This window comes from Collimonas silvisoli (genome assembly GCF_018305005.1).
Classification (GTDB): domain Bacteria; phylum Pseudomonadota; class Gammaproteobacteria; order Burkholderiales; family Burkholderiaceae_D; genus Collimonas; species Collimonas silvisoli.
The window spans coordinates 46,227-59,810 of the sequence record NZ_JAGQEG010000030.1 but is presented as its reverse complement, the minus strand read 5'-3'; the positions used below and the strand labels follow the sequence as shown (position 1 = coordinate 59,810).

Below are 13,584 nucleotides of genomic sequence, written 5' to 3'. Positions count from 1 at the left end.
TACAGAACAACCTGGTTGGCTACACCGGCGACCAGCGTAAAGGTTATCTCATCAACGCCCCCGCCACCAGCGCCGAAGATGCCGCTGCTGCCGGGGTCTATTATCAGCCGCCGCCGGTGCTGGGCCGTGATTCCCGCAGTCCCGAACAATTGCGCCAGGATTTTTGTGTGCAATGGTGGCGCGATGCCTTGTTCGGCAAGATCGCCAATCTGGAAGTCAAATTACGCAAAGGCAACCCCAGTGCGATTCTGAGCAATCTGAAAGACCCGGCCAGCCCGGAAGATATGCCCAGCACCGTGGCAGCAAGCCATGGCGGTTTGATCAATGAGCACGACTTGATCGTCAAGAATGGCACCCATCACCAAAAAACGATCCGGATCGACTATGCCTATCTGGGCGGCAAACAGGCAGTCGGGTATGTAATGGGCCTCAATTCCACCAGCGACTACTGGGATACGCCGGAGCATTTGTTTGACACGCCATTGCGAGAGACCGACTGGGGGCTGAAGTCCGCCACGGCTAAAGCGCTTGGCAATGCCCATCCGGTCAGCCGTGATCCGTTGCATGATTATGTCAGCCGTATTCAAGGTCCGGCCCTGCGGGATGTGCATCATAATTTTTTAAGCGCATGGTTACGCGCCAAGGGTCAGCCGCACCAGGGAGAAAGCAAGGCAGTCCCCCCCAGCCTGCCGACCACGGCGCGCGGCTCCACGATACAGATTGTGCGCACGCAACCGGAAGAAGGCGATAAAACCATCAAGAGCGCCTACTTCCAGGCGACGGGTCTGGCGCGTAATTATCTGTATATAGAAAACCAGTATTTCTTTTATGAGCGCTGGGTGCGGCATCTTAAAAAAATGCGCGCCAACTTTACGCAATGGTCGCTCGATGCGGGGAAAAAATCGTGCGAGTGCAAGCTGCTGCATCTGTTTGTGGTGATTCCCCAGCCGGAAGACGACGGCATGGTGCCGCGCACCTATGACACTGTGAAAAGTCTCGGCGAAGGCCAGAGCATGACCGGAGCCGATCCCAGGAAGCGTGCAGGGCAGCAAAGCGTGATCGAGGCTGCCCAGAAAAAATACGATGCCGACGTCGCTTACTGGAACAAGCTCAGCCCGGAACAGCAGATGGCAGAACCGGGCTTGACGCCGATCAAAGGCCCGCTGCTGCAGACCTCGGAACGGGTACGGGAGCCGGTCAAGAACCCGAAGACGGGCGAGATCGAGGCATTGGGGCTCAAGGTGCTGCTGGCACGGCTGATCACCCGCAACAATGGCCGCCCTTTGCCTAAGCAAGTCTCCAACTACCGGCAAGTCTACATCCACAGCAAACTCATGGTGATTGACGATTCGTTCATCACGCTGGGTAGCGCCAACATGAATTTGCGCAGCATGGCAGGCGACAGCGAGATCAATATGACGACCGATGATGCGGCCAAGGCTGCTGAACTGCGCAAGCGGGTGTGGGGGCAGCATGCGGGCGGAGTGAGGAATGCTGATGGTGGAGATGGTAGTGAAACGGCGATTGCTAATGCCTTTAAGGATTGGAAAGATTTGATGGATAGAAATAAAGATAACGTGACAGCCAATGCTCCTATCACTGGTTTTTTAATTCCTTTCCGCGACCTGCGCGAAGTCACGTTCCGGCATGGTTAAGGACAAACCATGCATCACTTACGCCGCTTGATGATCTGCCTTTTACTCGCCACTTTTACTTTGAATGCCTGCTCTATGAAACCCACTTTACCGCGCAATATGGCTTTAAAAGCCTTCGATCCACATCGCAAAGATTTTACTTGTCAGTACGAGGTTAACAACGTGCCGCCGATTGACGCCCAAGCGGAAGCCTGGTTTCAGGAAGGTTTGCGCATGACCAGCCGTGATTTACCACCGAAGCAGCGCAACTACCCGAAAGCGGTAGAGCTGTGGCAACAAGCCGCGAATAAGAGACACTGGAAAGCCATGATGAACCTGGCGGGGGTGTTGATTAATGGCGATGGCTTTGCGCCTTACGAAGTCGCGGCTGACCCGGAACGCGCGGTGCAAATTGTGGAGCAAGGGATGCTGCTGGGTATTCCGGCCGCCTTTGATCTGATGGGCAGCTTCCATCAAAACAGCGCGGGTGTCACCGGCGATATGAGCCGCGCCTATGGTTTTTGGGAGTTGGCGGCGGATAAGGGAAATCCCAGTGCGCAGACCTTTTTAGGGGTAGCGCTTAAAGCCGCCTACGACAACCCGCAAGAAGGATTCTGGGGGAATCGTAAGATAGGACTCAAAATGCTGGAATGTGCTTTTGCACAAGGCTATGGTAAAGCGGCATATGAACTTGGTTTGACCTTGGATAATACCGATAAGGATCACTCGCGTGCGCTCAAAATTCTGCACGAAGGCGTCAAAATGGGATGCGAAGATTGTGCAAATTCACTTTCTTCCAGTTTTCGCGCCCATGATGCCCCTCTTACCAATAATTTCATCGACACCGCTCGTTCCGAACGCTACGGCGCCTTAGGCGATGCGCTTTACCACAACCCCGATCTGCGTTTCCCCAACCTCGATAAGATCCTGCCCCTGCCTCCCGCAACACTCCCCCAATGGGACAGCAAGATCGAATCCCTGATCAACGCCGCCAAGCCGGTCATGCCTGCGCCGCCACCGCCGGCAGCCACGCCCGGCGCCAACCTGTCCGGCCGCGCCCACATTCCGCAAGGCTGGGTGCTGCCGAAAGAGGCCATGCCGCTGGTTGCTGAAACAAGCGATGGCAGACAAGTCACGTCGCAATATGAAAGCACCACCGCTCGCTTCAGTGGCTACTGGCTGCCGCAACTGCTCAGTCCACGTACCCAAGAGCATCGCCTCTGGGATCAAGACCAGGTTCCGCAACAGTATGCGCGTGGCGAACCGTTTGCCGACCTGCGCGCCGGCCTGACCCAGAATGACGGCCGCATCATGTGGCATTACATGGGCGTCCCGCAACAAGTGCCGCCACGGGCATTGCCGGCCCAATTGCTTGGCGGCCTGTGGCGCGTGGCGCAGGCTAATCCGGCCGCGATGACCTTGTGCAACGGCGCCGAGCCGTGTCCATACAGCGGCGTCTGGCAACCGACGATACCAGCAGAGCATCCGCTGAAATCCCTGGTGAACTGGCGCTGGCGGCAGGCCGCTGTAGTGCAGGGACAGCGTTTTCCGGAACCGGATCAAGATTGGCTGATAGCGGTAGATAGCCATCTGGTGACCTGGCAACTGATAGAGGCTGCCAGCGCATGAATCGTCTCCCCGCACTTGAGCATAAGGGGGGTAGCCCATACCTCGGTTTCTACCGCTCGATGCTGTGTTTTTTGCTTGTCATGGTCACGCTGAACGCTTGCTCCATGAAACCCACTTTACCGCGCAATATGGCTTTAAAAACCTTTGATCCACATCCGGCGAACTTGCCGCTCCCCGGTTGGACACAGCGGCTAATTTAGCCGTCAAGAAAATCGGCTGTACTGTTGATGAGAAGACGTTCGACGAGAATTAATTTTACCAAGGTGCAGTTTCAGTGGTCTCGCCTGAGACAAGGCGATCAAGACAGCAGTTGCTGGGTAAGGGTTTCCAGCCCTTGGCCAGGTAATCAACTGGGGGCGAGTCATATCCCCAGGATAAAACAGGAAGTCTTGATCGATTTCATCAGCGGCAATCCCGACCTGCCGATCTGCACCGGGCGGGTGCACAATCAAATGAATCTGCCGGCCTGGTCGTTGCCCGGCCAGAGCGCGCTACCCGGTTTCCGCTCGCGCGAGCTGAGCAAAAGCGGCGGCAACAACGCCGCCGGCCGCAGCAATCATCTGGTGATGGATGACACTGAAGGCAAGATACAAAGCCAGTTTAAAAGCGATCACCAGCACAGCCAACTCAGTCTCGGCCACATTACCCGCATCGAAGACAATCTCAGCCTTGGCTTCAAGGGGCGGTACTGCACAGACGCGAATGGCGCGCGGCATTTGGAGGCGATGCGGAAAAACCTGTATCAGTTGTATATGGCAGGACGTGAGCCGGTACCGCAGGAATTGTCGCCGCATTGGCGGGGAGAAAGCGGGGGGAAATTCAAGCTGCTGTTTGATATTCCGGTATGGGTGACGGTTGCGGTGCTGGGGGTGTTCGCCTGGCGCCAATATCAGCTCACGACCATGCGTAAGGGCATCGAAGAAGAGATTGCCGCTATCGGTAAAATGACGCCGCCGCCGGCCTCTCCGAGCAAGTGATTGACCGCTCAGAAAATCGGCCGATCAAGACACGCGAGTTTTCAATAATAAGATCACCGCGTTGCTTAGCTGTACACAAATCGGCTGGCTCGTCGGCATCGAATGATTTGCGCATGACCTCGGGGCTGGTGACCTTCTCCCTGTTCGAGGCCGCGTCCTACTCTGAAATTATCCCTGCCGGTATCAACAGCGTGGTGCGCGGGCAGATCAATGCGGCATTCGTACTGGGGCTGAACTACCCGCAGGCAATGCGGTAGCGATGTATTTGTCGACGCTTTCGGGGCCAGGAATGACGGTCAGCTTCATGTTCCACAATTGACCGTCTGCCGCGGCGTTTAGCAGTGCCGATGCATGTTCCTGCTGAAGGGGCTGGAGTTCAATTGTGTCGCCGACCAAAGTGGGTTGGATAAATTCAGGGGCGTTGTCGTTCATGGCGTGTCAGTTTTGCTTTCAAGATTCCCATGATAAACGTCGATAAGCATGTAGAGAAGCGTTTCATCGAGCCTAATTTGCCGGCGGCGCTCGATCGCCTAAGACTGCTACATTTGTTGCCGGTTGACAGATTTCGGCAATATTTTGCTACTATCAACACCGTGACAACAAGAACCCAAGCAGCACCATGACTACTGAAACCCAGAATCAAGCTCCCGCCATTTTCAGCGACCTGGAAGCATTGATCCGCAATTGTTATCCCGATATGCGGCCGCAGTTCCAGGCGGGAGCCGCGTTTTTACTCGACAATCCCGGTGAAGTGGCGGTTTCGACGATGCGTGCGATTGCGGCAAAGGCGGGGGTGCAGCCTTCGACCTTTGTCCGGCTCGCGCAATATCTCGGTTTTGCCGGCTGGGCTGACTTGCGCGCCTTGTTTGTAGAGCGGCTGGCCGGCGATCCCAAGGCCTATGCCTTTAAAGCCAAGAACATCGTCAAGCGCAGCAACAGCGATAACTTGATTGCGGAGATATTCGCCGCGCAGCGCGCCAATCTGGACGCGTCCGAGCCGAAAAGCGCCGATCAATTATTGGCTGCGGCGAAAACCCTGGTAAAAGCCAAGCATGTTCACGTCGCCGGTTTCCGCGCCGCATTCTCGATCGCATTCTTGCTGCACTATCTGTACCGCTTGTTTCGCAGTTCGGTCAGCCTGGTCAACGGTGGCGCCGGCTCCCTGGAACTTGAATTACGCGCAATTGCCGCCGGCGACGCCGTAGTCGTGATCAGTTTTGCCCCGTATTCGGCGGAAGCGGTAAGGGTTGCGGACGCCGCCAAGCTTGCCGGCAGCAAATTGATTGCCCTGACCGACAGCGTGGTGGCGCCTTTCGCGCTCAAGGCCGATCACACCATCCTTTTTTCTCACGACAGTCCGTCCTTCTTCCCGTCGATGGCTGCTGCAACAGCTGTTGCAGAGAGCCTGATCGAACTGGTGATCTCAATCGATGATGAAAAAGCCGTCAAACGATTGGAAATCGCGGAGCGCGACTTGCATCGCACCGGCGCTTATTTGAGGCCTAACAGCAAATAACCGTTTTTTGCATGCAGCAGATACGCCGGTGTCAGCCGGCTTTTTTTGTCTGTCTCAGAATGGTTGCGCTTGCACCAAATAGAATATTTTAAAAATAATCTGCAACATATGTTGCGGGTGGGTCTATCTTCATTTATATTGCAATTTAGTTGAATTATGCAACATACGTTGCATTACGCCTTTAACTGAAGAAATGTCAAAATGACCCAGATTTTTCATCGGAATCCCAAGCAAAAAATGCCAGTGGCGGTCGGCGGCCAAGGTATTGAGTTGATCGATCAGCAAGGAAAACGCTACATCGATGCCTGCGGCGGTGCTGCGGTTTCGTGTCTCGGGCATGGGCATCCGCGGGTGATCGAGGCAATCAAGCAGCAAGTCGATACTCTGGCTTATGCCCACACCTCGTTCTTCACCACCGAGCCGGCGGAACAACTGGCCAGCATGCTGGCTGCGGCGGCGCCGGGATCGCTGAACCATGTCTATTTCCTGTCGGGCGGATCGGAGGCGGTGGAGGCCGCACTTAAGCTGGCGCGGCAGTATTTTGTCGAGATCGGGCAAGCAGAACGTCAGTATTTCATCGCCCGCCGCCAAAGTTATCACGGCAACACGCTTGGCGCGCTGGCCATCGGCGGCAACGCCTGGCGCCGCGAAGCCTTCCTGCCGCTGCTGATTACCGCCCATCATGTCGGGCCGTGTTACGCCTATCGCGACCAGGAAAACGGCGAGACCGACGCCCAGTACGTGCAGCGCCTGGCCGACGAGCTGGAACACAAGATTCTGACGCTGGGCGAGCAGCAGGTTGCGGCCTTCGTCGCCGAGACGGTGGTTGGCGCGACTGCCGGCGCGGTGCCGCCGGTGGCGGATTACTTCAAGAAGATACGCGCCGTCTGCGACAAATACGGCGTATTGCTGATCCTGGATGAAATCATGTCCGGCATGGGGCGCACCGGCTATTTGTTTGCTTGCGAAGAAGATGGCGCGGAGCCGGACATGGTGGTGATCGCCAAGGGTTTGGGCGCCGGTTATCAGCCGATAGGCGCGATGATCTGCTCGGATCGTATTTTTGATGCGGTGACAGCCGGCTCGGGTTTTTTCCAGCATGGCCACACCTACATCGGACACGCCACGGCCTGCGCGGCTGCGTTGGCGGTGCAAAAGACCATTGCAGAGGACGATTTGTTGAGCAACGTGCGAGCCCGTGGCGAACAGCTGCGCGCGCGCCTGCGCCAGGCGTTGGCGGATCATCCCCATGTCGGAGATATCCGGGGCCGCGGCTTGTTTGTCGGCGTTGAGCTGGTGGCCGAGCGCGCCAGCAAAGCGCCGATCGATCCGGCCCGCCGCACCCATTCCAGGGTGAAATCGGAAGCCATGTCGAACGGTTTGCTGGTGTATCCGATGGGCGGAACTATCGACGGCCGGCAAGGCGACCATATCCTGCTGGCGCCGCCGTTTATCTGTACCGCCGCCGATATCGACGAGATTGTCAATCGCCTGCTGCCGGCGATCAACGCCGCAACCGCTGGCGCTACGGCAGCCAGATGTTGAATCGTATTTTGCCGAGCCGTATTTTCCACATTGAGGGAGTCGCAATGAAACGTCATCTATTCCATGCCGCAGTCGTGTTGTCGCTGATGTCGGCATCAGCCTGTACGCTGGCGGCAGACGCCAGTCTTGGCCCGACCCTGCAAAAAATCAAGGACGGCAAGCTGATTGCGATCGGCCATCGCACCGGCTCCATCCCTTTTTCCTTCTATGACGAAAACCAGAAGGTGATTGGCTATTCGCAGGATCTGTGCCAGAAAATTATCGACAACGTCAAGCTCAAGCTGGCGCAGCCGAATCTGGAAGTGCGCATGATCCCGGTGACGTCGCAGAACCGCACGCCCTTGCTGCAGAACGGCACGATTGACCTGGAATGCGGCGTCACCAGTAATTTGAAGAATCGCTGGTCGCAAGTGTCGTTCGCCACCAATTTCTTTGTCGCCAGCAGCCGCATCCTGACCAGGAAAGACAGCGGCATCAAAGACTTCGCCGACCTCGCAGGCAAGTCGGTAGTGACCAACGCCGGCACCACCTCCGAGCAATTGCTGCGCAATCTGAATGAGCATCGCAAGATGAACATGCAGATCCAGAGCGCCAAGGATTACGGCGAAGCCTTCCTGATTTTGCAATCGGGCCGGGTAGCCGCCTATGTGATGGATGACGTACTGCTGGCCGGCGCCCGCACTACCGCGCAGAAGCCTGCCGACTGGATATTGGTCGGCACGCCGTTCGGCGCCGAACCGTATGGCTTCATGGTGCGCAAGGACGATCCGCAATTCAAGCAACTGGTCGATGCCACGCTGAGCGATCTGATGAAGAGCGGCGAGATCAAGAAGATGTACGCGAAATGGTTCACTTCGCCAATCCCGCCCAAGAATGTGAGCTTCAATTTCCCGATGTCGGAAACGGTGGCGAAGCTGTACGCGACGCCGAGCGACAAGCCGATGGATTGAACAGAACAGGAGAGGCCGATATGGAAAAGCCAAGCCGTTTGCCGCCCTTGCAGCGGGAGCAGATGACGAGCGAGCAGAAGGCGCTGCTGGATGCAATCGCTGCCGGCCCGCGCAAGAACTTGAACGGGCCGTTCGTGGCCTGGATCCACAGCCCGCAACTGGGGGAGTTGGCGCAGCGGCTCGGGGCTTACTGCCGCTATGAGACTGGTTTTCCGCTGCGCCTGTCGGAGCTGGCGATCCTGGCCACGGCGGCGCAATGGCAATCTCAGGCGGAGTGGCATATCCATCTGCCGATTGCGATCGAGGCCGGCTTGTCGGCAGATATTGCCGAGCAATGCAGAATCGGCGCAACGCCGGATTTCGTCGATCAGGATGAGCGCCTGGTGTGGCAATTCGCCAGCGAATTGTATGCGCGCAAGCGGGTATCCGAGATGACCTATCAAGCGGCATGCAAACGCTTCGGGCTGGCGGTCGTGGTCAATCTGGTGGGGTTGCTGGGCTATTACGCGCTGGTCGCCATGACCTTGAATGTGTTCGATATGCGCGCAGAAGGGCAGACCACGCTGCCGTTCGCCGAGCCGGACTGAGAGCGGGAGACAGCATGAACTATCAGTGGCATTGGAATGTGTTTCTGCAAGCGCCGAGCGCCAATACAAGTTATCTGGACTGGCTGCTGTCGGGGCTGGGCGTCACGCTGTCGCTTGGCCTGGCGTCCTGGCTGATTGCGCTGGCGATTGGCACCGTGCTCGGCATCATGCGCACTTTGCCGAATAAATGGCTGGCCGGTCTCGCAGCCGGTTACGTGGAGCTGTTCCGCAATGTGCCGTTGCTGGTCCAGATTTTCATCTGGTACTTTGCGATGCCGGAGATTCTGCCTTTCGGCGATGCGATCAAAGCGCTCAACCCGATGGCGCAGCAATTCGTGACAGCCATGCTGTGCCTCGGCCTGTTCACTGCCGCGCGCGTTTGCGAGCAGCTGCGCGCCGGGATCGAATCATTGCCGAAAGGGCAAAAAAATGCCGGCCTGGCAGTCGGCTTCACGCTGGCGCAGACCTATCGCTATGTTTTGCTGCCGATGTCGTTCCGCATCGTGCTGCCGCCGTTGACTTCCGAGTTCCTGAACATTTTCAAGAATTCGGCAGTGGCGTCCACCATCGGCTTGCTGGAGCTCGCCGCACAGGGCCGCCAACTGGTGGACTACACCGCGCAGCCGTACGAAGCGTTCATTGCAGTGACGGTGGCCTACATGCTGATCAATATCAGCGTGATGAGCCTGATGCGCTGGATCGAACACAAGACCAGCCTGCCGGGTCTGGCGGGTGCTAAGTGAGAACCCGGTGAAAATCAGGTGAGAACGCCATGAGCTATCAATTCGACTTCAGCGCCATTACCCCGGCGGCGATCAATGTACTGGCCGACGGCATGCTGATCTCGCTGAAAATCACTGCCGTGGCGATCGCCTTCGGCATCGTCTGGGGCACCATGCTGGCCATGATGCGCTTGTCCAGCATCAAGCCGCTGCAATGGTTTGCGCTAGGCTACGTCAATCTGTTCCGCTCGATTCCGCTGGTGATGGTGCTGTTGTGGTTCTTCCTGATCGTGCCGCAGCTGTTGCAGAAACTGTTCAATCTGTCGGCATCGAATGATTTGCGCATGACCTCGGCGCTGGTGGCCTTCTCCTTGTTCGAGGCCGCGTATTACTCTGAAATCATCCGTGCCGGCATCAACAGCGTGGCGCGCGGGCAGATCAATGCTGCGTTTGCGCTGGGGTTGAACTACCCGCAAGCAATGCGTCTGGTGATCCTGCCGCAGGCGTTCCGCAACATGATTCCCTTGCTGTTGACGCAAGGCATCGTGTTGTTCCAGGATACCTCGCTGGTCTATGTCAGCGCGCTTGCCGATTTCTTTGGGCGAGCGTACAGCATCGGCGAACGCAATGGCCGCATCATTGAATTGCTGTTTGTTGCCGGTGCGGTGTATTTTATTATTTGCTTCAGTATTTCTCTGATGGTGAGGCGGTACAAAAAGAAGCTTGCAGCGTGATTCAATATAGGCATAAAGTCTGAAGGCGTTGCCAGCGGCATCAATAACTTGTTATAAAGTAGGCATACATCCACTTTCGGCACCTAACTACGTGGCATTAAGCAATCTCTTGAGGCGTCTCGACCTCACCACCTTGCAACTGTTCCTGTCGATTTACGAGGAAGGCACGCTCACCCGCGCAGCGGCGCGTGAAGCGATCGCCGTTTCGGCTGCCAGCAAGCGGCTGCTTGAGTTGGAGCAGGCGATCGGCGTTACGCTGTTCGTACGCAAGGCCAGAGGCATGGATCTGACGCCGGCGGGCGAAACACTGCTGACGCATGCCAGGCGCATGTTGCTCAGTGTCGAAAAAATCGGCCTGGAGCTGGCCGAACACGCGCAAGGCGTAAGGGGCTATGTGCGGATGGTCGCTAATCTGTCGGCCATCGTGGAATTTTTGCCGGAGGATTTAAGGGCGTTTATCCAATTGCATGAGCAGGTGAAACTCGACCTCGAAGAGCGGCCCAGCGGCAGCGTGGTCAAGGGCGTCGAGGACAGCTGGGCCGACATCGGCATCTGCTCGGGTGACGTCGATACCCGCGATTTGCACTCGGAACTGTACAGGCGCGACCAGCTAGTCTTGGTCATGCGCGACGATCACCCGCTGGCCCATCGCAGCCGCGTTGAATTTGCCGAAACACTGGACAGTGATCATGTCGGTTTGCATGCCGACAGCTCGATTAATACCCGCACCCACCTGGCCTCGCATGCAGCGGGCAGATCGTTAAAGATGCCGATCCACGTTCCGGGATTCGACGCCGTGTGCCGGATGGCGCAGGTGGGGATGGGACTGGGCGTGATCCCGTACGACGTTTATCTGGCGATCGGGCGTCCGCTCGGCCTGGTATCGGTGGCACTGGACGACGACTGGGCACAACGGGAACTCAAAATTGTAGTGCGCGACGTCAAGGGCTTATCGCCAGTGACCCAAGCCTTATTTGACCATTTGCGCACGGCTGAAGCGCGGGCAGTGCAGCCAAACAAGTAGCCGCAGCGGCCCTCGCTGCCCGCGAGCGTTCTGATTTGGCGAACGCTCCTTGAAAATTTACGGTTGGACGCGCGTCCCGGTCTTTATCTATCCTGACAAAAAACGATAGAAGGAGACTGTAATGAGTGGACCTCTCAAAGGTATTCGTGTCATTGAGATCGGCACGTTGATCGCGGCGCCGTTCGCGGCGCGCATGCTGGCGGAATTCGGCGCTGAAGTGATCAAAATCGAAGCCCCCGTTGACGGCGATCCGATTCGAAAATGGAGAAAGCTGCACCAAGGGACGTCGCTTTGGTGGTATCTGCAATCGCGCAACAAGAAATCCATCTCGATCAATCTGAAGTCACCGCAAGGCATAGCGATCGTCAAGCGCCTCGCCGGCAAGGCGGACGTCCTGATCGAAAATCTCAAGCCGGGTGCGCTGGAGAAGCTGGGCCTGGGCTGGGACGTTCTGCACGCCTTGAATCCCAGGCTGACCATGGTGCGTATCTCTGGCTACGGCCAAACCGGGCCGTACCGGCCTGGTTTTGGCGCCATCGGCGAAGCCATGGGCGGCATCCGCTACACCACAGGCGAGCCCGCTGGCGTACCGGCCCGCGTCGGCGTCAGTCTGGGCGACTCGCTGGCGTCGCTGCATGCGGTGATGGGCGCCTTGATGTCGGTGCTGCGCGTCAAGACCGGCCAGGGCCTGGGCCAGGTGGTGGACGTGTCGCTGGTGGAAAGCGTCTTCAACCTGATGGAAAGCCTGGTGCCGGAATACGATCTGCTCGGCCACGTACGCGAGCGCAGCGGCGGCGCTTTGCCCGGCATCGCTCCCTCCAATACCTATCCGACCCGCGATGGCGCCTACGTGGTCATCGCCGGCAACAGCAATCCGATCTTCAAGCGCCTGATGCAGGCGATTGGCCGCGCCGATCTGGCCGAAGACCCGAATTTCGAGCATAACGACGGGCGCGTCGGCCAGGTCGCCTTGCTTGATGCGGCGATTGCCGGCTGGACTTCGGCGCACCCGATTGCAAGCGTGCTAGCCACGCTGGAACAGGCCGGGGTGCCGGCCGGCCGCATCTACTCGGTCGCCGATATCGTTGCCGATCCTCACTATCAGGCGCGCGACATGATCCTGTCGGCAGAATTGCCCGGCGGGGTCAAAGTCAAGATGCCGGGCATCGTGCCCAAGCTTTCGGAAACCCCGGGCCAAGTCAATTGGCAAGGACCGGCGCTCGGCGCCCATACGTCTGAGGTGCTGGCCGAGCTCGGTCTTGGCGACAGCGACATTCAACGCTTAAGAGATGAGGGTGTAATCCAATGATCGGCAATTTTTCCGAGCGGCTTATTGTGCAGGAAGTTGCGCCGCGCGACGGCCTGCAGATCGAGCCGACCTGGGTCCCGACCGACGACAAGGTGGCGCTCATCGATCAACTGTCCAGTGCCGGTTTTACGCGAATCGAAGCGGGGTCTTTCGTGTCGCCCAAAGCCATTCCGGCACTACGCGACGGCTCAGAAGTGTTCGCGCGCATCCGGCGCCAGCCTGGCGTGGTGTATGTTGCGCTGGTCCCCAACATGCAGGGCGCGCAACGCGCCTTGCAGGCTGGCGCCGACGAGCTGAACCTGGTGATGTCCGCCAGCCAGACGCACAATCTTGCCAACATGCGGATGCGTTGCGAGGACTCGCTGGCGGCGTTTGCCGACATCCTGGCGCTGAGCTCCGGTACTGCGGCGACGCTCAACGGCACGATCGCCACCGCGTTCGGTTGTCCGTTCGAGGGCAAGATCGATGAAGACCGCGTTTTGGCTATCGTCGAACACTATCTGGAGCTGGGAATCGGGGCAATCACGCTGGCCGATACCACCGGCATGGCCAATCCTCGCCAGGTGGCCCGCCTCGTCGAACGGGTGCTCTTACGGTTGCCGGCGTCGGCCCTGACCCTGCATTTCCATAACACCCGCGGACTCGGTCTGGCCAATGTGCTGGCAGCGTATGAGGCGGGCGCACGCCGCTTTGATGCCGCGCTTGGCGGCCTTGGCGGTTGCCCGTTTGCGCCCGGCGCTTCGGGCAATATCTGCACCGAGGACCTGGTGAATCTGTGCGAAGAAATCGGAATCGAAACAGGGATTGATTTGCCGAAATTGATTGGCATGTCGCGCGCATTACCTGCATTGCTGGGCCACGAAGTACCGGGGCAGGTCGCCAAGGCCGGGCGGAATTGCGATTTACATCCGGCGCCTGGAGGACTTTAAAGACTCTACCTACTGCCATTTACTTGCT

General features: G+C 57.9%; 12 protein-coding genes and 1 pseudogene. All 13 read left to right on the top strand.

The annotated features are described in order from the left end of the window. On the top strand, positions 1–1,655 hold a 1,655-nt coding region (locus KHU33_RS10510), incomplete at its 5' end, for a phospholipase D-like domain-containing protein (protein WP_211462795.1). A gap of 75 nt (positions 1,656–1,730) precedes the next feature. Next, the gene (locus KHU33_RS10505) at positions 1,731–3,263 is read left to right on the top strand and encodes a tetratricopeptide repeat protein (protein ID WP_211462794.1); all 1,533 of its coding nucleotides are present in this window, start codon (positions 1,731–1,733) and stop codon (positions 3,261–3,263) included. Positions 3,264–3,490: 227 nt separating this feature from the next. Beyond that, entirely contained in the window at positions 3,491–4,240 is a 750-nt protein-coding gene (locus tag KHU33_RS10500) for a DotU family type IV/VI secretion system protein (protein WP_211462793.1), read from the top strand. 125 nt (positions 4,241–4,365) lie between these two features. Further along, positions 4,366–4,494 (top strand): annotated as a pseudogene (locus tag KHU33_RS10495) (amino acid ABC transporter permease); the annotation flags it as partial. Between the two features lie 365 nt (positions 4,495–4,859). Next, complete coding sequence (locus tag KHU33_RS10490) at positions 4,860–5,756, top strand: MurR/RpiR family transcriptional regulator (RefSeq protein ID WP_211462792.1); 897 nt, start codon at positions 4,860–4,862, stop codon at positions 5,754–5,756. Between the two features lie 201 nt (positions 5,757–5,957). Then, positions 5,958–7,301, top strand: coding sequence for an aspartate aminotransferase family protein (locus tag KHU33_RS10485; RefSeq protein ID WP_211462791.1), 1,344 nt, complete (start codon positions 5,958–5,960; stop codon positions 7,299–7,301). Positions 7,302–7,345: 44 nt separating this feature from the next. Beyond that, positions 7,346–8,251, top strand: coding sequence for a transporter substrate-binding domain-containing protein (locus KHU33_RS10480; protein ID WP_211462790.1), 906 nt, complete (start codon positions 7,346–7,348; stop codon positions 8,249–8,251). A 20-nt stretch (positions 8,252–8,271) separates the two neighbouring features. Continuing rightward, positions 8,272–8,838, top strand: coding sequence for a carboxymuconolactone decarboxylase family protein (locus KHU33_RS10475; RefSeq protein WP_211462789.1), 567 nt, complete (start codon positions 8,272–8,274; stop codon positions 8,836–8,838). Between the two features lie 14 nt (positions 8,839–8,852). Then, positions 8,853–9,581: an amino acid ABC transporter permease gene (locus KHU33_RS10470; protein ID WP_211462788.1), complete on the top strand. Its 729-nt coding sequence runs from the start codon at positions 8,853–8,855 to the stop codon at positions 9,579–9,581. A 29-nt stretch (positions 9,582–9,610) separates the two neighbouring features. Continuing rightward, on the top strand, positions 9,611–10,294 hold the full coding sequence (gene gltK / locus KHU33_RS10465) for a glutamate/aspartate ABC transporter permease GltK (RefSeq protein WP_211462787.1): 684 nt from the start codon (positions 9,611–9,613) through the stop codon (positions 10,292–10,294). A 91-nt stretch (positions 10,295–10,385) separates the two neighbouring features. Further along, positions 10,386–11,318 (top strand): LysR family transcriptional regulator, encoded by a 933-nt coding sequence (locus KHU33_RS10460; RefSeq protein ID WP_211462786.1) that lies wholly within the window; start codon positions 10,386–10,388, stop codon positions 11,316–11,318. 121 nt (positions 11,319–11,439) lie between these two features. Next, on the top strand, positions 11,440–12,627 hold the full coding sequence (locus KHU33_RS10455) for a CaiB/BaiF CoA transferase family protein (protein ID WP_211462785.1): 1,188 nt from the start codon (positions 11,440–11,442) through the stop codon (positions 12,625–12,627). Beyond that, a complete protein-coding gene (locus KHU33_RS10450; protein ID WP_211462784.1) occupies positions 12,624–13,556 on the top strand; it encodes a hydroxymethylglutaryl-CoA lyase in 933 nt (310 codons plus the stop codon). The genes KHU33_RS10455 and KHU33_RS10450 overlap by 4 nt, the downstream gene beginning before the upstream one ends. The last annotated feature ends 28 nt before the right edge of the window (positions 13,557–13,584 follow it).